The sequence below is a fragment of the Pseudomonas sp. PL-6 genome, from assembly GCF_054110165.1.
On sequence record NZ_CM134189.1, the window covers coordinates 1940391 to 1961768 of the forward strand.

The window sequence follows — 21378 nt, forward strand, 5'->3', positions numbered from 1 at the left end:
CGGTAATAGAGGTAGGTATGAACAACCTGATCGAGGTCAGCGGCCTCAGCAAGACCTTCACCCTGCACCAGCAGAACGGCGTCGTTTTGCAGGTGCTGCGTGACCTGAATTTCGCCGTGCGCGGCGGTGAGTGCCTGGTACTGCACGGCCAGTCCGGCGCCGGCAAGTCGACCCTGCTGCGCACCCTGTACGGCAACTACCTGGCGGCCGGCGGCAGCATCCGCATCCGTCACCAGGGCGCGCCGGTGGAGCTGGTCGGCGCCGAGCCGCGCCAGGTGCTGGCGGTGCGTCGGCAGAGCCTGGGTTACGTCAGCCAGTTCCTGCGGGTCATCCCGCGCGTCTCCACCCTGGACGTGGTGATGGAGCCGGCGCTGGCCCGCGGCTGGACGCGCAGCGACGCCGAGGCGCGGGCCAAGGCCCTGCTGGCCCGCCTCAACATTCCCGAGGCGCTGTGGCAACTGGCGCCGGGCACCTTCTCCGGCGGCGAGCAGCAGCGCGTCAACATCGCCCGCGGCTTCATGGTCGAGTGGCCGGTGCTTCTGCTCGACGAGCCCACCGCCTCACTGGACGAGGCCAACCGCCAGGTGGTGCTGGAGCTGATTCTCGAGGCCAAGGCGGTCGGCAGTGCGCTGATCGTCATCTTCCACGACCGCATCGCCCGCGAGGCGGTGGCCGACCGTTACCTCGACATGAGCGTCGCCGCGGCGCAACCGGAGTACGTCTATGTCGTCTGAACAGATTCTCAGCAACGCCCGTATCGTCACTGCCGAGCGCGAGTTCCATGGCACCCTGCTGCTGCGCGACGGGCTGATCGCCTCGGTGGACGAGGGCGCCAGTCGCCTGCCGCAGGCCCAGGACCTGGGCGGCGATTACCTGCTGCCGGGGCTGGTGGAGCTGCACACCGACAACCTGGAAAAACATATGAGCCCCAGGCCGGGTGTCGATTGGCCGTCGGCTTCGGCGGTGCTGACCCACGATGCGCAGATCGTCGCCGCCGGCATCACCACGGTGTTCGATGCGCTGTCCATCGGCGACATCAACCCACGTGGCCGGCGCATGCAGCAACTGCCGGCGATGATCGAGGCCATTGCCGCCAGCGAGGCGGCAGGGCAGACCCGCGCCGAGCACCGCCTGCACCTGCGCTGCGAGCTGTGCCACCCCGATGCCCTGACCATCTACCGCGATCTGGTGGAGCACCCGTTGGTGGCGCTGGTGTCGGTGATGGACCACTCACCCGGCCAGCGCCAGTTCGCCAAGGTGGAGAAGTACCGCGAGTACTACATGGGCAAGTACCACCTGAGCCCGGCGGAGATGGAGGAGTTTCTCCAGGAACAGATCGCCAACTCGCGCCAGTACAGCGACCGCCAGCGCCGCGCCATAGTCGAAGACTGCCACGCCCGCGGCATCTCGGTGGCCAGCCATGACGACGCGACCCTGGCCCACGTGCAGGAGTCGGCCGGTTTCGGCATGGCCATCGCCGAGTTTCCCACCACCCTGGAAGCGGCCCGGGCCAGCCACGAGCTGGGGCTGAAGGTGCTGATGGGCGCGCCGAACCTGGTGCGCGGTGGCTCGCACTCCGGCAATATCGCCGCCGCGGAGCTGGCGCGCCACGGCGTGCTGGATATCCTCTCCAGCGACTACTACCCGGCCAGCCTGCTGCACGCGGCCTGGCTGCTCGCCGGGCAGGACAACGACTATGATTTGCCGGCGGCCATCGCCACCGTGAGCCGCGCGCCGGCCAGGGCGGCCGGGCTGGATGATCGCGGCGAGATCCGCGTCGGCCTGCGCGCCGACCTGGTGCAGGCCAGGGCGCATGGCGAGCAACCGGTGATCCAGCAGGTGTGGCGCCAAGCACGAAGGGTGTTCTGATGCAGGGCAGGTTGATCTATCTGATGGGGCCTTCGGGCTCGGGCAAGGACAGCCTGTTGCAAGCCGCACGTGCGCCGCTGGAGGCACACGGCTGCCGTTTCGCCCGGCGGGTGATCACCCGCAGCGCCGAATCCGTCGGCGAAGATGCGCTGGGCGTGAGCCCGGCAGAGTTCGAGCGCCTGGAAGGCGAGGGCGCCTTCGCCCTGAGCTGGCGCGCCAACGGCTTGGCCTACGGCATTCCGCGCGAGATCGATGATTGGCTGAGCGCCGGCCAGGATGTGCTGATCAACGGTTCGCGCGGTCATCTCGCTGCCGCCCGCCAGCGCTATCCGCAGCTGCTGGCGATTGTTCTGCAGGTCGACGAGGCGGTGCTGCGCCAGCGCCTGCTGGATCGCGGCCGGGAAACGCCGGAGCAGATCGAACAGCGCCTGGCGCGCAGTCGCCAGTTGCAGCAGGAGGAGAGGGCAGGCACCGTCATCCTCGACAACTCCGGCCCCCTGCCGCACACCGTCAGCCGTCTGCTGCACCTGCTCGACGAGGCTCGCCGATGCGCCTGACCCTGCTCGGCACGGGAGACGCCCGTCAGGTGCCGGTGTACAACTGCAGCTGCCCGGCCTGCGACGCCGCCCGCGTCTATCCGGCGCGCCGCCGTGGCCCCTGCTGCGCGCTGATCGAATGCGGCACGCAGCGCTGGCTGATCGACAGCGGCCTGACCGATCTCGCCGAGCGCTTCGCGCCGCACAGCCTCAGCGGCATCCTGCAGACCCATTACCACGCCGACCACGCCCAGGGCCTGTTGCACCTGCGCTGGGGCCAGGGGCTGATCATCCCGGTGCACGGGCCTGACGACCCCGAGGGCCTGGCCGACCTGTACAAGCACCCCGGCATTCTCGACTTCAGCCAGCCGTTCGCCGCCTTCGAGCGCCGCGCATTGGGTGAGTTACGGGTCACCGCCTTGCCGCTGACGCATTCCAAGCCGACCTTCGGTTACTTGTTCGAAGGGCAAGGGGTCGAAGGGCAGGGCCGGCGCATCGCCTACCTCACCGATACCCTCGGCGTGCCCGAGGTCAGCTGCGCCGAGCTGGATCGCGCGCCGCTGGATCTCTTGGTGCTCGATTGCTCCACCGCGCCGCAGCCGCTGGCGCCGCGCAACCACAACGACCTGACCCGTGCCCTGCAAGTGGTCGAGCGGCTGCGCCCGCAGGAGACCGTGCTGACCCATATCGGCCATAGCTTCGACGCCTGGTTGCTGGATCATCCCGACGCGCTGCCGCCCGGGGTGACGCTGGCCAGCGACGGGCGCGTGCTGTGAACAACGCCCGTCGCCTGACGTTGCTGCTGTGCACGGCCGAGACCCTGGGCATGGCCGGCTTCGCCCTGTTCGCCGCGCTGCTGCCGGAGTTCCAGCAGCTGTGGGGGCTCTCCAACACCGAGGCGGGCTGGATCGGCGGCGGCTTCTTTCTCGGCTACATGCTCGCCGTGCCGGTTCTCACCGGCCTGACTGACCGTCACGACGCGCGACTGATCTACCTGGCGGCCATGCTGCTGACGGCGCTGGCCAGTGCCGGTTTCGTCTTCGCCGAAGGCTTCTGGTCGGCCCTGGCCTGGCGGGTGCTGGCCGGTATCGGCCTGGCCGGCACCTATATGCCGGGACTCAAGGCGCTCTCCGAGCGTATCGACGGCGCCGCGCAGTCGCGCGCCATCGCCTTCTACACCGCCAGCTTCGGCCTGGGCACGGCGCTGTCCTTCATTCTCGCCGGCGAGCTGGCCAAACTCGGCGGCTGGCAGTTGCCGGCGCTGCTCAGCGGCGCCTGCGCCTTGCTGGCCTGGGCCATGGTGCAGTGGGGGCTGGCGCCCAAACCGGTGGTGGCCCATGAGCCACGCCGGCTGCTGGACCTGGCGCCGCTGAAAAGCCGCGCGGTGCTGGCCTACTGTCTGGCCTATGCGGTGCATAACCTGGAGCTGTTCGCCCTGCGTGCCTGGCTGGTGGCCTTCGTGGTGTTCGCCGGGCACTTGCAGGGCGTCGAGCCCTGGCTGTCCGCCACCTGGGTGGCGATGCTGGCGACCCTGATCGGCATGCCGGCGAGCATCCTCGGCAACGAGCTGGCGCTGCGGGTCGGCCGTGAGCGCTGGCTGATCGCGGTGATGCTGATGTCGGCGCTGCTGGCCGGGCTGATCGGCCTGGGCGCGGCGCTGCCGTTCTGGGCGTTGCTGCTGTTGATCCTGCTCTACGCGGTGACCGTCACCGCCGACTCCGCCTCGCTCACTGCCGGGCTGATCGGCGCCGCGCCGGCCAGCCACCGCGGCGCGGCCATGGCGCTGTATTCCTGCACCGGCTTTACCGGCGCCTTCCTCGGCCCGCTGCTGTTCGGCATGTGCCTCGACGCTCTGGGCGACGACCGGTTGCTCGGCTGGTGGGCGGCCTTCGCCCTGATGGGGCTGCTGCTGTTGCTCGGGCCGCTGGCCTTGCGCTGGGCGGGGGCGGCCCCTGGGGATTCCGGGGAAGAGGCGACCTTGGTGCGCGCGGCGCAGCCTGGGGGCCAACGGCTGCCTTAGGCCTCGGCTTGCGCTCGCCGGACTGATACAGGGTGCGCACGGCCGGCGGCGGCCCTAATCCAGCGGCAGCTCGGTGGTGCGTTTGACCTCGCTCATGGCGATATGCGAGTGCGCCTCCTGCACGTGCGGGCGTTGCAGCAGGTGGTCGCGCAGAAAGCGTTCGTAGTCGGCGATGTCGCGGGCCACCACCTTGAGCAGGTAGTCCGAGCCGCCGGCCATGGTGTAGCACTCCAGTACCTGCGGGTAGCCCACCACCGCCTGCTCGAACTCCTCCAGATTGCCGCGGCCGTGGGCCGACAGCTTGATGTCGACGAACACCGTCATGCCCAGGCCCAGCTGCTTGGGGTTGAGCAGGGCGACCTTGCGTTCGATCAGGCCTTCCTCCTGCATGCGGTGAATCCGTCGCCAGCAGGGCGATTGCGACAACTCGACCTTCTCCGCCACCTCGGCGGCGGACAGGTCGGCGTCGTGCTGCAGCAGGCGGAGAATCTTGCGGTCGATGGGGCTCAGCTTGTCCTGCATGACTGTTTCCAATTTCTTGTGATTGTTGGAAGGATCATGCGCAGTATCGGCAATTCGGCCCGCAAATAGAAAGAAAAAAGCGGAACTCCTCGGTCATGATCTTTGCCAGTCGTCCCGTACAGCGATCCTGGCGGGGCAGAACAGGGTGGCACCCACCGTTGCCATCCAAGGTCGCCATAAAAATAAAAGGAGCGCCCATGTCACTGGCCGAGATCCGCCTGGATGACAAGTACCGTCTCGCCACCGGTCACCTCTACCTGACCGGCACCCAGGCGCTGACCCGCCTGCCCATGCTGCAGAAGCAGCGTGACGCCGCCCATGGTCTGAACACTGCCTGCTTCATTTCCGGTTACCGCGGCTCGCCCCTGGGCAACCTGGACAAGAGCCTGTGGGACGCCAAGCAGTACCTCAAGGACAACCACATCCACTTCCAGCCCGGGGTCAACGAAGAGTTGGCCGCTACCGCCTGCTGGGGCAGCCAGCAGACCAGCCTGTTCCCCGGCGCGCGCTACGACGGGGTGTTCGCCATGTGGTACGGCAAGGGCCCGGGCGTCGACCGCTGCGGCGACGTGTTCAAGCACGGCAACTCGGCCGGCGTATCGCCCCATGGCGGCGTGCTGCTGCTGGCCGGCGACGACCATGGCTGCAAGTCCTCAAGCATCGCCCACCAGAGCGAGCACGCCTTTATCGCCGCTTCGATTCCGGTGCTGAATCCGGCCAACGTCCAGGAAATCCTCGACTACGGCATCATCGGCTGGGAGCTGTCGCGCTACAGCGGCTGCTGGGTGGCGCTGAAAACCATCGCCGAGAACGTCGATTCCTCGGCCGTGGTGGAAGTCGATCCGCTGCGGGTCGAGGTGAAGACTCCCACCGACTTCAAGCTGCCGGAAGACGGTGTGCATATCCGCTGGCCGGACCCGCCCCTGGTCCAGGAAAAGCGCCTCAACACCTACAAGATCTACGCCGCGCGTGCCTTCGCCCTGGCCAACAACCTCAATCAGATCAAGCTGGATTCGCCCAACCCGCGCCTGGGTATCATCACCACCGGCAAGTCCTACCTGGATGTACGTCAGGCGCTCAACGACCTCGGTCTGGACGAGCAGCTCTGCGCCCAGGTCGGCTTGCGCGTGCTCAAGGTCGGCATGAGCTGGCCGCTGGAGCCGGTGTCGGTGCACGAGTTCGCCGAGGGCCTGGACGAGATCCTGGTGGTGGAGGAAAAGCGCAGCATCATCGAGGACCAGCTGACCGGCCAGCTCTACAACTGGCCGGTGGGCAAGCGCCCGCGGGTGGTCGGCGAGTTCGACGAGGACGGCAATTCGCTGCTGCCGAACCTCTCCGAGCTGACCCCGGCGATGATCGCCCGGGTGATCGCCAAGCGCCTGGCGCCGATCTATTCCAGCCCGGTGATCGAGGAGCGTCTGGCCTTCCTCGCCGCCAAGGAGGCGGCGCTGGCCGCGCCCAAGCACAACACCGCGCGCACCCCGCACTTCTGCTCCGGCTGCCCGCACAACAGCTCGACCAAGCTGCCGGAGGGCAGCCGCGCCCTGGGCGGCATCGGCTGCCACTACATGACCCAGTGGATGGACCGCAACACCGACACCTTCACCCAGATGGGCGGCGAGGGCGCTACCTGGATCGGCCAGGCGCCGTTCACCGACACCCCGCACGTGTTCCAGAACCTCGGCGATGGCACCTACTTCCATTCCGGCCAGCTGGCGCTGCGCGCTTCGGTCGCCGCCGGGGTCAATATCACCTACAAGATTCTCTACAACGATGCGGTGGCCATGACCGGCGGCCAGCCCATCGACGGCGAGCTGCGTATCGACCAGCTCAGCCAGCAGGTCTATGCCGAGGGGGTCAAGCGCATCGCCCTGGTCAGCGACGAGCCGGACAAGTACCCGACCCGCGCTACCTTCGCGCCCATCGTCACCTTCCACCATCGCCGCGAGCTGGACGCCGTGCAGCGCGAACTGCGCGAGTTCAAGGGCGTGTCGGTGATCCTCTATGACCAGACCTGCGCCACCGAGAAGCGCCGCCGGCGCAAGCGCGGCAAGCTGGTCGACCCGGCCAAGCGCGCCTTTATCAACCCGGCGGTGTGCGAGGGCTGCGGCGACTGCAGCGTCAAGTCCAACTGCCTGTCGGTGCTGCCGCTGGAGACCGAACTGGGGCGCAAGCGCGAGATCGACCAGAACGCCTGCAACAAGGACTTCAGCTGCCTGGAAGGCTTCTGCCCGAGCTTCGTCACCGTGCATGGTGGCAGCCTGCGCAAGCCCGAGGCCGTCGGCCTGGGCGCGCTCTTCATCGCCCTGCCGGAGCCGCGCCAGCCTGCGCTGGAGCGGCCATGGAACATCCTCCTGCCCGGCGTCGGCGGCAGCGGCGTGACCACGGTCGGTGCGCTGCTGGGCATGGCCGCGCATCTCGAAGGCAAGGGCTGCACGGTGCTGGATCAGGCCGGCCTGGCGCAGAAGTTCGGCCCGGTGGTCACCCATATCCGCATCGCCGCCAAGCAGGACGATATCTACGCGGTGCGCATCGCCGCCGGCGAGACCGACCTGCTGCTCGGTTGCGACCTGGTGGTGGCCGCCAGCGAAGAGGCCCTGGCGAAGCTCAACGACAAGATCGCCCATGCGCTGGTCAACAGCCATGAGGCGGCCACCGCCGAGTTCACCCGCAACCCCGATGCCCAGGTGCCCGGCGCCGCCATGCGCGAGGCCATCGTCGAGGCCGTGGGCGCGGCCAAGACCCAGTTCGTCGATGCCACCCGCCTGGCTACCCGCCTGCTTGGCGACAGCATCGCCACCAACCTGTTTATGCTCGGTTTCGCTTATCAGAAGGGTTTGGTTCCCGTCTCCGCCGAGGCCATCAACAAGGCCATCGAACTCAATGGCGTGGCCGTGCAGCTCAATCAGCAGGCGTTCCTCTGGGGCCGGCGCGCCGCCCATGACCTGGCCGCGGTGGAGAAGCTGGCCGCGCCCAAGGTGGTCGAGGCGCCGCGTTGCCAGAGTCTGGAGGAGATCGTCGAGGATCGTGCGCAGCGTCTGAGCGCCTACCAGAACGTCGCCTACGCCGCACGCTACCGCGAGCTGGTCGAGCGCGTGCGCCAGGTCGACACTGACGCCGAACAGCGCCTGAGCAAGGCGGTGGCGCGCTACTACTTCAAGCTCCTGGCCTACAAGGACGAGTACGAGGTGGCGCGCCTGTACAGCGACGCCGCCTTCCGCAAGCAGCTCGAGGCCCAGTTCGAGGGCGACTACCAGCTGCAGTTCCACCTGGCGCCGAGCTGGCTGAGCAAGCCCGATCCGGTCACCGGTCAGCCGCGTAAGCGCGCCTTCGGCCCCTGGATGCTCAAGGCCTTCGCCGTGCTGGCGCGCTTCAAGTTCCTCCGCGGCACGCTGCTCGATCCGTTTGGCCACAGTGCCGAGCGCAAACTCGAACGCGAGCTGATCGCGGACTACGAGGCGACCGTCGCCCACCTGCTCGCCGAGCTCAATGCCGGCAACTACCGCACCGCCCTGGCGCTGGCCGAGCTGCCGGAGCAGATACGCGGCTACGGCCATGTCAAGGAGGCGGCGCTGGCCAAGGTGCGCGAGCAGGCCGCGCAGCTCAAGGCACGCATGGCCGTCAGCGAAATCGCCGCGGTGCAGCTGTTCGAGCCGGCCGCCTGATATTCCCCAGTCACCCCTTGCCACCCCCTCCCGCCTGGGAGCGGGGCGGCCTTTTACAATCCGATACCCGAGGTAACCCGATGTCCGTCTTCACCCACGTCGACTTCGATCAGCACGAACAGGTGGTCTACGGCCACGACAAGGCCAGCGGCCTGAAAGCCATCATCGCCATCCACGACAGTACCCTCGGCCCGGCCCTGGGCGGCTGCCGCATGTGGAACTACGCCTCGGACGAGGAGGCGCTGCGCGATGTGCTGCGCCTGTCGCGCGGCATGACCTACAAGTCGGCCCTGGCGCGCCTGCCGCTGGGCGGCGGCAAGGCAGTGATCATCGGCGACCCGCACACCGGCAAGAGCGAGGCGCTGTTCCAGGCCATGGGCGATTTCGTCGACAGCCTCGGCGGGCGCTATATCACCGCGGCGGATTCCGGCACCGGCGTGGCCGAGATGCAGATCATGGCTGAGCGCACCCGCCATGTGGCCGGCGCCGGCCAGCGCGAGGCCTTCGGTGGCGGCAGCCGCGATGGCGATCCGTCGCCGTCCACCGCCTATGGCGTGTTCATCGGTATCCAGGCGGCGGTGGCCCATCGCCTCGGCCGTCAGGACCTGTCCGGCATCCGCGTGGCCATCCAGGGCGTCGGCCAGGTCGGCTTCGGCCTGGCCAAGCTGCTCAAGGACGCCGGCGCCCAGCTGTGGGTGACCGATATCCAGGCCGCCAACGTGCAGCGCGCGGTCGACCAGCTCGGTGCCACCGCGGTCGGCCAGCACGATATCTACGGCCTCGACGTCGACGTCTTCGCCCCCTGCGCCCTGGGCGCCATCGTCAACCCGCAGACCCTGGAGGCGCTGCGCGCGCCGATTATCGCCGGCGCCGCCAACAACCAGCTGGCCGACGCCAGCCTGGCCGAGACCCTGCGTCGCCGCGAATGCCTGTACGCGCCGGATTACGCGATCAACGCCGGCGGCATCATCGACGTCTGCTACGAGCGCACCGGCGGCAGCGCGGCCCAGCTCAGGGCGCATATCGAAGGCATCGGCCCGACCCTGACGGAGATCTTCCAGCGCGCCGAGCGCGAGGGCGCGACCACCACCGCGATCGCCGACCGCATGGCCCGCGAGCGCCTGCAGGGCGGCCTCTGAGCCGCGCGCACCGAACCCGGGGTGGCTCGACCACCCCAGCCTCCTGACTTTCACAACAACAAGAGGGCAAGTCCCAATGAGTCAAGACAGCATCGCCGCCGGCACCTTCGCCGGTGCCTCCAGCAGCGCCGGCCGAGGCCTGTGGTCGTCGCGCTGGGTGTTCTTCCTCGCCGCCACCGGCTCGGCCGTGGGCCTGGGCAATATCTGGAAGTTCCCCTATATCACCGGGCAGAACGGCGGCGGTGCCTTCGTCCTGGTCTACCTGGCGTGCATCCTGGCCATCGGCATCCCGCTGCTGATGGCCGAGGTGATGATCGGCCGGCGCGGCCGCGCCAACCCCGAGGGCGCCTTCGCCGCCCTGGCCAAGGAGGCGCGGGCCAGCCGGCACTGGCGCTGGCTGGGTACGCTGGCGGTGTTGACCGGTTTTCTCATCTTGAGCTTCTACACGGTGATCGCCGGCTGGGCGGTGGCCTACACCCCGGCGGCCGCCAGTGGCGGCTTCGCCGGGCTGAACGGGGAGAGCAGCGGCGCGCTGTTCGGCGCCATGCTGGCCGACCCCTGGCAGCTGGCCGGCTACGGCACCCTGGTGCTGGCGCTGACCCTCGGCATCGTCGCCTTCGGCGTGCGCGGCGGCCTGGAGCGCTCGCTGCGTTTCCTCATGCCGGGGCTGTTCATCCTGCTGCTGGTGCTGGTGGGCTATGCCGCCACCACCGGGCATTTCATGCAGGCGGTGCATTTTCTCTTCGACGCCGACTTCAGCAAGCTCAGCGCCCAGGGCGTGCTGGTGGCGCTGGGGCATGCCTTCTTCACCCTCAGCCTGGCCAGCGGCGCGATGATGGCCTACGGCTCCTACCTGCCGGCCGGCACCTCGATCGCCAAGACCGCGCTGATGGTGGCCCTGGCCGATACCGGGGTGGCGCTGCTGGCCGGCCTGGCGATCTTCCCGCTGGTGTTCGCCAACGGCCTGGAGCCGGGCGCGGGGCCGGGGCTGATCTTCGTCACCCTGCCGATCGCCTTCGGCCAGATGCCCCTGGGCCAGCTGGTCGGCGGGCTGTTCTTCATCATGCTGGCGATCGCCGCGCTGACCTCGGCGATCTCCCTCAGCGAGCCGACCATCGCCTGGCTCACCGAGAAGTTCGGCATCAGCCGTTTCAAGGCAGTAGCGCTCAGCGGTATCGCCCTGTGGCTGCTGAGCCTGGGCACGGTGCTGTCGTTCAACGCCTGGAGCGAGGTGACCCTGCTGGGCAAGACCTTCTTCGACAGCCTGGATTACCTGACCACCAACCTGCTGATGCCGCTGGGCGGCCTGGCCACCGTGCTGTTCGCCGGCTGGGCGCTGAGCCGCAAGACCGTGCAGGAGGCCATCGGCATCGAGCAGCCCGGGCTGTTCGCGCTGTGGTGGCAGGTGCTGCGGGTGGTCACCCCACTGGGCATCCTGGTGGTGTTCCTGCATAGCCTCGGGTTGTTCTGACAACCGCTGGATGGCGGATGGAAGGCGTCATCCACCCTAGGTCGGGTAGGTGGATAACGCGCAGCCTATCCACCAAAGGCCTCAATCCAGCGCCAATGCCAAGCTGACGCCATGGGGCCGGAAGCCCAAGCCCTCGTAGAAACGGTGCGCCGCCTCGCGGCTCTGGCTGCTCGACAGCGCCAGCTTGTAGCAGCCCCAGGCGCGGGCGTGCTCCGCTGCGCGCTGCATCAGCGCCTGGCCGATACCCAGGCCGCGCGCCTCGCCGTCGACCACCACGTCCTCGAGGATCGCCGAGCGGGCGAAGTTGTGCGCCAGGTGTTCGATCAGGATCAGGGTGCAGGTGCCGAGCAGTTTGCCGTCGCGTTCGGCCACCAGCACCAGGCGATCCTTCGCCGGCTCGGCGAGGCGCAGGGCGAGCAGGGCGGCGTCGGGCGGCGGTTCGTCTGCGCCCAGTTGCTGCAGCAGGGCGGCCAGCGGCTTGGCGTCGGCGCTGCAGGCGGCGCGGATGACGTAAGCGGCGAAGGGCGAGTCGGGCAGGGTATCGGTGAGGCTCGGCATGGCGTGGCTCCCGGGCGGTGGATCGAAGGAGTATGGCGCGCTGTGCGTGGCGGTGGCATGACAAATCCGTGCGACGCCGCTAAGATGCCGCCCGGCCTTCGCGATCCCTTGCGCACGGCCTTGTCCCCTTAGTTCAACGGATAGAATAAGCCCCTCCTAAGGGCTAGATGCTGGTTCGATTCCAGCAGGGGACGCCACCTTCATCCTCTCCGATCCGCCGCGGTTCTCCGCACTTTCCTCTGATTCAGAACGACCGGCCTCCGCTATCGGACGCGTTTCAGGTGCCTGACATGGCGCTTGTGAATGCCTCGCTTGACCTCCTTTGAAAGCCCGCGGGACCTCTAAACCGCGGCTTCTGTTCCCCTGGTCTCCGTCCCGACTCGCCTTTGAAAGGCCGTGCTAAGACGTACGTCTCTATATCAGCATTTATTCTTATACGCTGTTGCAAATCATTATCATCAAGGTCTAGTATCCGCCCACTTTCATCCGGACTGATGAGGCGCGACATGACCACGGAATTGCCCTACGACTTCATTGCCATAGGCCTGGGGCCTTTCAATCTCGGGCTGGCATGCCTGGCGGAGCCTTTGGGGACCCGCAGCCTGTTTCTCGACCGAAAGGCCGAATTCAGCTGGCACCCCGGCATGCTGCTGGACGGCACCACGCTACAGAATCCCTTCCTTGCCGATCTGGTCTCGATGGCCGATCCCACCAGCCGTTTCAGCTACCTCAACTACTGCAAGCAGCAGGGCCGCTTGTACAACTACTACATCCGTGAAAACTGGTACCTGTCGCGCCAGGAGTTCGACCGCTATTGCAAGTGGGCGGCGGCGCAGCTGGACAACCTGCGTTACCAGCATGAGGTGCAGGAGATCTGGTACGACGCCGCGCTGCCCGGTTATGTCCTGGCAGGGGTGCGTGGCGATACCGGCGAAGGCTTTCAGTACAGCTGCCGCAAGCTGGTGATCGGCATCGGCGGCGTGCCGCACGTTCCCGCCTGCTGCAGCCCAGGCGACGTCCGCCAGGCGCTGCATACCTCGGCTTACCTGGGGAGCAGGCAGGCGCTGCAGCGTTGCCGCAGCATCACCGTGATCGGCAGCGGGCAGAGTGGCGCCGAGGTCTTTCAGGACCTGCTGGAGCAGGCGCCGCAGCATGGCTACCAGCTGAACTGGGTGACCCGTGCGCCGCGCTTCTTCCAGATGGAGAACGCCAAGCTCACCCTCGAGTTGATCACGCCGGACTACGGTCGCTACTTCTACGGCCTTGGCGACGGGGTCAAGCAGCAGATCCTCGATGACCAGCGCAGTATCTACAACGGCATCAATCAATCGCTGATCGAGCGCATCTACCAGACCTTGGACGAGCGGCAGCAGCAGGGCCTTGCCGGTGTCCGGCTGCTGCCCAACCTGGCGCTGCAGCAGTGTCGGCGAGACGCTACCAGCGGGCAGTGGCAACTGGAGTTTCAGCACGCTCAGACGGGCGCGCGTTATGGCCATGCGACCGATGGGCTGGTGTTCGCCACCGGCTATCGCTACCAGCTGCCGAGCTTCATCGAAGGCATTCGCGAGCGGATTCGCTGGGATGCCCAGGGGCGTTACGCCCCCTCGCCGAACTGGGCGGTGGATCATCGGGACCGCGAGATCTTCGTGCAGAACGTCGGCTTGCACAGCCATGGCCTGACCAACCCCGATCTCGGCCTGGCCTGCTGGCGCAACGGGCGCCTGCTCAATGAGCTGACCGGGCGCGATGCCTACCCTTGCGAGGCGCGCACCGCCTACCAGGACTTCCAGCCGCCGGCTGACAGCGGCTTCGTCGCGCTCGGGCAGGGGGGCGTTTCTGCATGAACCTGCGCACCACCATTCTGATCATGTCGGGCTTCGGCGTGATCAGCGATTCGATTCTGATCGCCTTCTACCCGCAGTTCTTCGAAACCCGTTACGGCGTGACCAGCCCGGTGCACGTGGGGGCCTATATCGCCGCCATCTCGATTGCGGTGATGTGCATGCTGCCGGTCTGGGCACGGGTCGCCAGGCGCATCGAGACCATGCACCTGCTGCTCTACACCCAGGGGGCGGCAGCGCTGTTCTGCCTGGCCTCGATCTGGGCGCCGAGCGTCGAGAGCTACTGGGTGCTGAGCCTGATGATGTTCATGACCAAGGCCAGCTACCTGCTGATGTTCCCCTACCTGATGCGTCTGGAGGAGCCGCAGAACCACAGCCTGGTGATCGGCCTGCTGTCGGTGGTCATCCATATCGGCGCGATCTTCGGGGCCGCCGTCGGTGGCATGGCGCTGGAGCATCACGGGCCGAGCTTCTGCATTGCCCTGATGGCGGCCGGGGACCTGGCGCAGATGGCGCTGTGTCTCTATCTGATCCGCACGGGAAGGGTAGTCAAGGTGCTCAGCCGCGAGGAGAAGAGCGGCCAGGCACCGGTGCCGCGGCGCAGCCCGCAGGCGCTGTCGGCATTGCTCAAGCTGTGCCTGCTGATGTTTCTCTTCGACTTCAGCGCCTACCTGGTGCGGCCGTTCTTCACCCTGTACTGGGAGGCGCGCACGGGGCTGCACGAGCCGCTGCTGACCGGCCTGGTGTTCGCCATCCCCGGCATCGTCGCCCTGCTCGCACTGCTGTTCAAGCACCTGGTCGCGCAGCCGCCGCGCTGGGCCGATCACACCCTGTTCAACCTGTTGCTCGGTGCGCTGGGGCTGGCGCTGCAGGCCAGCGACTCGCTGGAGCTGATCATCGTCGGCCGCTGCCTGTATGGCTGGGCGCTGTATCAGGTGATCGTCAAGCTCGAGGTCACCCTGTTCAAGGTCAGCACGCCGGATGCCTATGCCCGCGACTTCGGCGTGACCAACTTCTTCCAGAATCTCGGCGTGCTGCTGTCTTCGTTCGGCGCCGGGTTCCTGGTCAACCTGGTCGGTATTCCGCTGACCTTCGTCATCGCTGCGGCAGGCCTGCTGCTGACGGCGATCATCGACCGCGGCTGGTTCGGCGTCGACCGCCGGCATGCCGCTCCGGGAGAACTCTGCCATGCCAACTGAAGCCATTGCGCTGAGCCGTCCGCGGGCGTTGCTCGATCCGCATTTCACCTTGCGGCCGCTGCGCCTCGACGAGGATGTCGCGGTGATCCACCCCTGGTACCAGATGGATTACGCCCACTACTGGAACATGCAAGACATGACCCTGGAGGCGACCCGCGACTTCTACGCCGACGCCATGGGCAGCGGTCACATGCGTGCCTTCATGGGTTTCTACCGTGGCGCGCCGGCCTTCGTCATGGAGTGCTACGACCCCCGGCACGACCCGCTGGGCAAGCTCTATGCGGTGCAGCCCGGCGATCTCGGTATGCACTTTTTCGTCGGCCCGAGCACCCAGCCGATTCGCCACTTCACCCGTGATGTGCTGCGCGCGGTGATGGCCTTTCTCTTCGACGAACTCGGTGCCCGCCGGGTGGTGGTGGAGCCGGACATTCGCAATCACAAGGTACACCGCCTCAACCGCCTGGTCGGTTTCGTCGAGCAAGGGCCCGTCGAGCTGCCTGCCAAGACCGCACTGCTGGCGTTCTGCACGCCCGCCGATTTCTTCCAATCACTTGAAGGATCAAGCCCGCTATGACTTCTCCTCGTCTGAATCACCCTGCCGACGCCGTCGCCCACCTCTCCCCGGAGCTGTGGCGCAAGGTCAATCGCCTGTTGGTGCGCAAGGCCCTCGCCGAGTACGCCCATGAGCAACTGTTCAACCCGAAGTTGTTGGGTGCGTCCGAACGCGCAGGCTGGCAGCGCTACGAACTGGCGGCCGACACCGAGGGCTGCGTGTATCGCTTCGAAGCGCGCAGCATGGCCTTGCGTCATTGGCATATCGAGCCGGCCAGCATCGAACGCCTGCTCAATGGCCAGCCGCAGGCGCTCGATGCGCTGACCTTCGTCATCGACTTCAAGCGTACGCTGGGCATTGCGGCGGACAAGCTGCCGGTGTACCTGGATGAAATCAGCAGCACGCTCTACGGCGCCGCCTTCAAGCACGGCGAGCGCGCGCTGAGCAGCGCCGAGCTGGCCGATGCCGACTACCAGACCATCGAGGCGGCGATGATCGAGGGCCACCCAGGCTTCGTCGCCAACAACGGCCGCCTGGGCTTCAACGCTTTCGACTACCACGCCTACGCACCAGAAACCGGCTCGCGCTTCGCTATCATTTGGCTTGCTGTGCACCGCGACAACGCGCACTTCGCCGCCGTACCTGGGCTGGACCACGAGCAACTGCTGCGTGAGGAACTGGGCGAGGCGCAGCTGCAGGCCTACCGCCAGCAATTGCAGGAGCAGGGGCTCGATGCCGATGACTACCTGCTGATGCCGACCCATCCCTGGCAGTGGTTCAGCAAGCTGAGCCTGATGTTCGCCGCCGACATCGCCCAGCGCAAAATCGTGCCGTTGGGGCGCAGCAGCGACGAGTACGTCGCCCAGCAGTCGCTGCGTACCTACTACAACCTGTCGCAGCCGCAACGCTGCTATGTGAAGACCTCGCTGTCGATCCTCAACATGGGCTTCATGCGCGGCCTGTCGCCGTACTACATGGCCGGTACGCCGGCGATCAACGCCTACCTCGACCAGTTGATCAGCAGCGACCCGGTGCTGCGTGAATACGGTTTCAGCATCCTGCGCGAAGTTGCCTCGGTGGGCTATCGCAACCGCTACTACGAGGCGGCCCTGGAGACCGACAGCCCGTACAAGAAGATGCTCTCGGCGCTGTGGCGGGAAAGCCCCGGCAGCCGCCTGAACCGCGGTGAGCGGCTGATGACCATGGCCGCGCTGTTGCACGTCGACCCACAGGGCCAGGCCCTGCTGCCCGAGCTGATCCGCCGCTCCGGGCTGACCCCGCAGGCCTGGATGCGTCGTTACATGGACGCCTTCCTGCGACCGCTGATGCATTGCTTCTATGCGCACCATCTGGTGTTCATGCCACATGGCGAGAACCTGATTCTGGTGCTCGACGGCCATGTACCGGTGCGCGCGATCATGAAGGACATCGCCGAGGAGTCGGCGATTCTCGACAAGGACGCGCAGATGCCGCCGGGGCTGGAGCGGTTGGCCGTGGACGTGCCGGAGGACTACAAGATTCTCGGCATCTTCATCGACGTGTTCGACGGCGTGTTCCGCCATATGAGCCAGATCCTCGAAGAGAACCAGTGCATGAGCGAGGCCGAGTTCTGGCGTGGTGTCGCCGAGTCGGTGATCGACTATCAGCGCGCGCACCCGGAGCTGGCCGAGCGCTTCGCGCGCTACGACTTCTTCGCGCCGAGCTTCCTGCATTCGTGCCTGAACCGCCTGCAGCTGAAGAACAACCTGCAGATGGTCGACCTGGCCAACCCGGCGGGCAGCCTGATCATGGCCGAGCCGCTGGCCAACCCGGTCGCCCCGTTCGCGCCGCGCAGCGAGCGCCAACCGGTGCCACGGCGTAGCGCCGAGCTGCAGCGCTAGCTGCCCGCCCCGTCAGGCGGCGCCTGGCGGGGCATCGACTTCCATGGCCCGGATTGGGTCATAGCCCAGAGCCTGAGGCGTTACTGCGCCGACGCGGGCGGGATCGGTGCAGGCCGATTTCCGCTTGCCGGTGCCCGTCCGCCTCGCACTCGCTGCAAGGAGCCAAGCATGTACAACCCCAGTCGCACCGCTCAGTTTGCCGCCACGCCCTACGATTTTCGCCCCACCGAGCCGCAGTTGCCGATTCGCAGTTACTGCGACCCGGCGATCTACGAATGCGAGCAGGACCTGATCTTCCGCCACTGCGCCAACTACATCGGCCACGAGAAGATGGTGCCCGAGCTGGGCGACTGGTACGCGCTGCCGCACGAGGAGCACAGCCGCATCCTGGTGCGCAACGAGCATGGCGTGGAGCTGCTGTCCAACGTGTGTCGTCACCGTCAGGCGCTGATGCTCGGCGACTTCAGCCCGGGCAGCGATGCCAGTGCGGTGCGCCGCGGCAATCTGCGCGCCACCGGCAACCGCATCCTGTGCCCGCTGCACGCCTGGACCTACGACAGCAGCGGGCTGATCGTCGGTGCGCCGAAGTTTGCGCAGAAGCCCTGCCGCAACCTGCCGCGTTACCCCCTGCACAACGTCGCCGGCTTTCTCTTCGAGGGACCGCGCGATCCAGTCGCCGACATCGGCGCGTTGTTCCGCCGCCCGGACATGGATTTCTCCGACTACCAGCTCGACCACGTCGAGATGCACCCGTGCAAGTGCAACTGGAAAACCTTCATCGAGATCTACAACGACGACTACCACATCGCCTCCTTCCATCCCGGTCTGCGCCGCTACGTGCGCAGCGAGGGGCTGCAGTGGGACTACGGCGACTGGTACAGCCTGCAGCGCATCAACGTGAACCCCAACCTGGCGCGTGCCGGCACCGATACCTACCGCGCCTGGCATGAAGGCCTGATGGCCGTGCATGGCGATGCTGCGCCGGACTTCGGCGCCATCTGGGCCAGCTACTACCCGACCCACATGATCGAGGTGTTCCCCCACGCCCTGGTGCTTTCCACCGTATATCCCAAGGGCGTGCACGAGTGCCTCAACGTCGTCGAGTTCTACTACCCGCAGGCGCTGTGCGAGGGCAACCGCGAGTTGGTCGAGGCGCACCGCGCCGCCTACATGGAAACCGCCATCGAGGACGACGAGATCGCCGAGCGAACCGATGCCGGCCGGCGTGCGCTGTACCAGCGCGGCATCGATGACAGCGGCCCGTACCAGATACCGCTGGAGGAGGGCATGCAGCATTTCCACGGCTGGTATCGCCAGGTGATGGGCCAGGCCCTGGCAGCCGAGCGCCGCTGAGGCGCGCGTATCGGCCCGACATGGAGGTTGCCGCGATGAACTGAGGTCCCCTTGCGCTGCGCCAACGCCTTATCCCACTCAACCAAGAAAAAGTGTCTGCCCCCATAAACGCGATGTATCACTCACGGCACCCGGCGCACCTGCGCGCCAGCTGCAGCCCCCGCATACTGGCCATGGCCCTGTGTCTGGCGCCACAGGCCTGGCCAGTGGTGGCCTGACTCGTCTGTTCTCGAGTCGCGATGGTGATGGCAGCCGCACGCGCACCTTCATTCCGCAGAACAGCCTGTATCTCGCCACCACCTATCGGGTGCCGCAGATGCAGGGCCTGAAGCTGGGCGGCAGCGTCAACTGGCAGGGCGAGATCGTCCGCGAGCAGGGCACGTCGACCAGCGGCGCGACCATCATCAGCCGTCAGGGCTCCTACGCCGTGGTCAATGCGCTGGCCAGCTACGACCTCGACCCGCACTTCAACGTCTCGCTCAACGTCAACAACCTGTTCGACCGCAAGTACCTGACCAGCCTGTACTGGGCGCAGTCCTACTATGCGCCGTCGCGCAATGCGACCCTGAGTCTGAGCTGGACGTACTGAGCAGGGCTGTGCAGCGCCGCTGGCGCCTGGCCGGCGGCTGCTTCAGTCCACCTTTGCCAGTTCCTCGCGCAGACGGCGCTGGCGTTCCGCCGGCTTGAGCTTCGGACAGGTGCTGCAGAATTCGCCGTCCTCGCGGCGAAAATGCTGGCAGCAGGCGTTGCGGCCCAGCGCCAGGCACTCGCGGCCGTCGTCCAGGCGAACCTCGAGCAGTGCGCTGCTGCGCGGCATGGCTAGCGCTCGCAGCCAGCAGGCCTCCAGTTCGCGCAACGCCGAGTTGGGCAGGCCCAGCCGGCGCTGCACCAGTAGCAGCGCGGCTCGCGTGCAATCGACGGCGAACAGCCTGGCGAGCTTGGGATGGATGCTGGCGACGCGGTCGAACTCGTCCAGTTGCCGTTCGACGAAATCGCCAATCTGCCCGGCGGCGAGGGCGATCAACTCTTGCTGCTCGCCGCGCTGCGGGCTATGCGACGGCAGGCTGAAGCCACCGACGAAGCCGTCGCAGACCGATTGCCCCAATTGTCCCAGGCAGGGTGCGCGGTGCTGCAGGTGCACGGCCAGCAGGCTGAGGTAGATCGGTTGCCAGATCAGCAGGGTCCAACTGCGGGTGGTCCAGTAGTGGCGGCCGGCGCCGGGGTGGGCGCGTTGCCAGTGCGCGTGCAACGCGGCGATTCGTTGCGGGTTGCCTGGGCTGGCGCACTGCAGCTGATCGGGGCTTGGCGTGCCGATACGGCCGTGCAGGGCAGGGACAGTGGCGCGCAGGGTGGCAAGCAGCGCGGCGAGGTCGCCGGAGGCATCGGACATGAAGGTGAAACCCTGCAGCTTCGCGAATGGTTCGGGGCGGTGGCAGGGAATCTAGCAGGACATTGCTAATGATACAAATTAGCAATTAGGAATATGTTTCATTGGTAAGCAAGAGGCCCACGCTGGGTGGGCCTCTTGCCGTGATACGCGTCGGCGATCAGCCCTCGCTGCGCTCCTGCGCCATGCACGCGGCGGCGGTGAACAGCACGTCGGTGGAGGAGTTCAGCGCGGTTTCCGCCGAGTCCTGGACGATGCCGATGATGAAGCCGATGGCCACCACCTGCATCGCCACCTCGTTGGGGATGCCGAACAGGCTGCAGGCCAGCGGGATCAGCAGCAGCGAGCCGCCGGCCACGCCCGACGCGCCGCAGGCGCTGATCGAGGCCAGCACGCTGAGCAGCAGGGCGGTCGGCAGATCGACGGCGATGCCCAGGGTATGCACCGCGGCCATGGTCAGGATGGTGATGGTAATCGCCGCGCCGGCCATGTTGATGGTGGCGCCCAGCGGGATCGACACCGAGTAGGTTTCCTCGTGCAGGCCCAGGCGCTGGCTCAGCTGCAGGTTGACCGGGATGTTGGCCGCCGAGCTGCGGGTGAAGAAGGCGGTCAGGCCGCTCTCGCGCAGGCAGGTGAACACCAGCGGGTAGGGGTTGCGGCGGATCTTCCAGTACACCAGCGCCGGGTTGACCAGCAGCGCCACCAGCAGCATGCAGCCGACCAGTACCACCAGCAGGTGCAGGTAGCCGAGCAGGGCATCGAAGCCGGATTCGGCCAGGGTCGCGGCGACCAGGCCGAAGATGCCCAGCGGCGCCAGGCGGATCACCAGCTTGACGATGGCGGTGACACCATCGGACAGATCACCCAGCAGCTGCTTGCTGCCGGCGCTGGCATGGCGGAAGGCGAAGCCGAGACCGATGGCCCAGGCCAGGATGCCGATGAAGTTGCCTTTGAGCACCGCATTCACCGGATTGTCGACGATATTCAGCAGCAGGGTCTTGAGCACCTCGCCGATGCCGCCGGGGGGCGTCAGTTCGGCGGCCTGGCTGCTCAGCACCAGCGCCGAGGGGAAGGCGAAGCTGGCCACCACCGCCACCAGCGCGGCGCTGAAGGTGCCGATCAGGTACATCAGCAGGATCGGGCGGATATGGGTCTGCTGGCCGTGCTGGTGGTTGGCGATGGACGACATCACCAGAATGAACACCAGTACCGGCGCCACCGCTTTCAGCGCCGAGACGAATACGTTGCCGACGAAGCCGACGGACAGCGCCGCCTGCGGGGCGATCAGGGCGAGGACGATACCGGCCAGCAGGCCGATGAAAATCTGCATCACCAGGCTGGTGCGGTTGAGCAGCTGCAGGGCAGGGTGAATGGCTTCGGACATC

General features: G+C 66.9%; 18 protein-coding genes and 1 tRNA gene. 15 read left to right on the forward strand and 4 right to left on the reverse strand.

Translation table 11 applies throughout. The features are described from left to right. The first annotated feature begins 17 nt into the window (after nt 1–17). The 5 genes from phnL to ACW9UL_RS09035 are packed head-to-tail and all read left to right on the forward strand — an operon-like array spanning nt 18 to nt 4425. Nucleotides 18–734, forward strand: coding sequence for a phosphonate C-P lyase system protein PhnL (gene phnL / locus ACW9UL_RS09015; protein WP_457790252.1), 717 nt, complete (start codon nt 18–20; stop codon nt 732–734). Further along, nucleotides 724–1869 carry an alpha-D-ribose 1-methylphosphonate 5-triphosphate diphosphatase gene (locus ACW9UL_RS09020; protein WP_457790254.1) on the forward strand — a complete coding sequence of 382 codons (1146 nt, stop codon included), beginning with the start codon at nt 724–726 and terminating at the stop codon, nt 1867–1869. The genes phnL and ACW9UL_RS09020 overlap by 11 nt, the downstream gene beginning before the upstream one ends. Continuing rightward, complete coding sequence (gene phnN, locus ACW9UL_RS09025; protein ID WP_457790256.1) at nt 1869–2426, forward strand: phosphonate metabolism protein/1,5-bisphosphokinase (PRPP-forming) PhnN; 558 nt, start codon at nt 1869–1871, stop codon at nt 2424–2426. The genes ACW9UL_RS09020 and phnN overlap by 1 nt, the downstream gene beginning before the upstream one ends. Then, nucleotides 2417–3181, forward strand: a complete 765-nt coding sequence (gene phnP, locus ACW9UL_RS09030; RefSeq protein ID WP_457790258.1) for a phosphonate metabolism protein PhnP — start codon at nt 2417–2419, stop codon at nt 3179–3181. The genes phnN and phnP overlap by 10 nt, the downstream gene beginning before the upstream one ends. Next, on the forward strand, nt 3178–4425 hold the full coding sequence (locus ACW9UL_RS09035) for an MFS transporter (RefSeq protein ID WP_457790260.1): 1248 nt from the start codon (nt 3178–3180) through the stop codon (nt 4423–4425). Before phnP ends, ACW9UL_RS09035 begins: the two co-directional genes overlap by 4 nt. 54 nt (nt 4426–4479) lie before the next feature. Here the strand turns inward: ACW9UL_RS09035 and ACW9UL_RS09040 are convergent, their stop codons facing one another. Continuing rightward, complete coding sequence (locus tag ACW9UL_RS09040) at nt 4480–4947, reverse strand: Lrp/AsnC family transcriptional regulator (protein ID WP_003247035.1); 468 nt, start codon at nt 4945–4947, stop codon at nt 4480–4482. 197 nt (nt 4948–5144) lie between these two features. Here ACW9UL_RS09040 and ACW9UL_RS09045 point away from each other — a divergent pair, with 197 nt between their 5' ends. From ACW9UL_RS09045 to ACW9UL_RS09055, 3 genes are all read left to right on the forward strand, one after another. Next, on the forward strand, nt 5145–8612 hold the full coding sequence (locus ACW9UL_RS09045; protein WP_457790262.1) for an indolepyruvate ferredoxin oxidoreductase family protein: 3468 nt from the start codon (nt 5145–5147) through the stop codon (nt 8610–8612). Nucleotides 8613–8692: 80 nt separating this feature from the next. After that, nucleotides 8693–9751: a Leu/Phe/Val dehydrogenase gene (locus ACW9UL_RS09050; protein WP_457790264.1), complete on the forward strand. Its 1059-nt coding sequence runs from the start codon at nt 8693–8695 to the stop codon at nt 9749–9751. Between the two features lie 76 nt (nt 9752–9827). Further along, a complete protein-coding gene (locus ACW9UL_RS09055; protein WP_457790266.1) occupies nt 9828–11222 on the forward strand; it encodes a sodium-dependent transporter in 1395 nt (464 codons plus the stop codon). Between the two features lie 81 nt (nt 11223–11303). Here the strand turns inward: ACW9UL_RS09055 and ACW9UL_RS09060 are convergent, their stop codons facing one another. Next, the gene (locus ACW9UL_RS09060) at nt 11304–11780 is read right to left on the reverse strand and encodes a GNAT family N-acetyltransferase (RefSeq protein ID WP_457790268.1); all 477 of its coding nucleotides are present in this window, start codon (nt 11778–11780) and stop codon (nt 11304–11306) included. Nucleotides 11781–11902: 122 nt separating this feature from the next. Between ACW9UL_RS09060 and ACW9UL_RS09065 the strand changes: the two genes are divergently transcribed. The 7 genes from ACW9UL_RS09065 (at nt 11903) to ACW9UL_RS09095 (ending at nt 19195) form a co-directional block, all read left to right on the forward strand. Then, nucleotides 11903–11977, forward strand: a tRNA-Arg gene (locus ACW9UL_RS09065). 309 nt (nt 11978–12286) lie between these two features. After that, on the forward strand, nt 12287–13624 hold the full coding sequence (locus ACW9UL_RS09070) for a lysine N(6)-hydroxylase/L-ornithine N(5)-oxygenase family protein (protein WP_457790270.1): 1338 nt from the start codon (nt 12287–12289) through the stop codon (nt 13622–13624). Then, complete coding sequence (locus tag ACW9UL_RS09075) at nt 13621–14820, forward strand: MFS transporter (protein ID WP_457790272.1); 1200 nt, start codon at nt 13621–13623, stop codon at nt 14818–14820. Before ACW9UL_RS09070 ends, ACW9UL_RS09075 begins: the two co-directional genes overlap by 4 nt. Continuing rightward, a complete protein-coding gene (locus tag ACW9UL_RS09080; RefSeq protein WP_457790273.1) occupies nt 14810–15394 on the forward strand; it encodes a GNAT family N-acetyltransferase in 585 nt (194 codons plus the stop codon). The genes ACW9UL_RS09075 and ACW9UL_RS09080 overlap by 11 nt, the downstream gene beginning before the upstream one ends. After that, nucleotides 15391–17253, forward strand: a complete 1863-nt coding sequence (locus ACW9UL_RS09085) for an IucA/IucC family protein (RefSeq protein WP_457790275.1) — start codon at nt 15391–15393, stop codon at nt 17251–17253. Before ACW9UL_RS09080 ends, ACW9UL_RS09085 begins: the two co-directional genes overlap by 4 nt. Nucleotides 17254–17421: 168 nt before the next feature. Next, nucleotides 17422–18606, forward strand: coding sequence for a putrescine 2-hydroxylase Put2H (put2H, locus tag ACW9UL_RS09090; protein WP_457790277.1), 1185 nt, complete (start codon nt 17422–17424; stop codon nt 18604–18606). 181 nt (nt 18607–18787) lie between these two features. Next, complete coding sequence (locus tag ACW9UL_RS09095) at nt 18788–19195, forward strand: TonB-dependent receptor domain-containing protein (protein WP_457790279.1); 408 nt, start codon at nt 18788–18790, stop codon at nt 19193–19195. Nucleotides 19196–19237: 42 nt separating this feature from the next. On the opposite strand, the gene ACW9UL_RS09100 is transcribed toward ACW9UL_RS09095, so the two are convergent. Both ACW9UL_RS09100 and sstT read right to left on the reverse strand, forming a co-directional pair. Next, the gene (locus ACW9UL_RS09100; RefSeq protein WP_457790281.1) at nt 19238–19996 is read right to left on the reverse strand and encodes a siderophore ferric iron reductase; all 759 of its coding nucleotides are present in this window, start codon (nt 19994–19996) and stop codon (nt 19238–19240) included. A gap of 157 nt (nt 19997–20153) precedes the next feature. After that, the gene (gene sstT, locus ACW9UL_RS09105; protein WP_457790283.1) at nt 20154–21377 is read right to left on the reverse strand and encodes a serine/threonine transporter SstT; all 1224 of its coding nucleotides are present in this window, start codon (nt 21375–21377) and stop codon (nt 20154–20156) included. Nucleotide 21378: the final 1 nt, after the last annotated feature.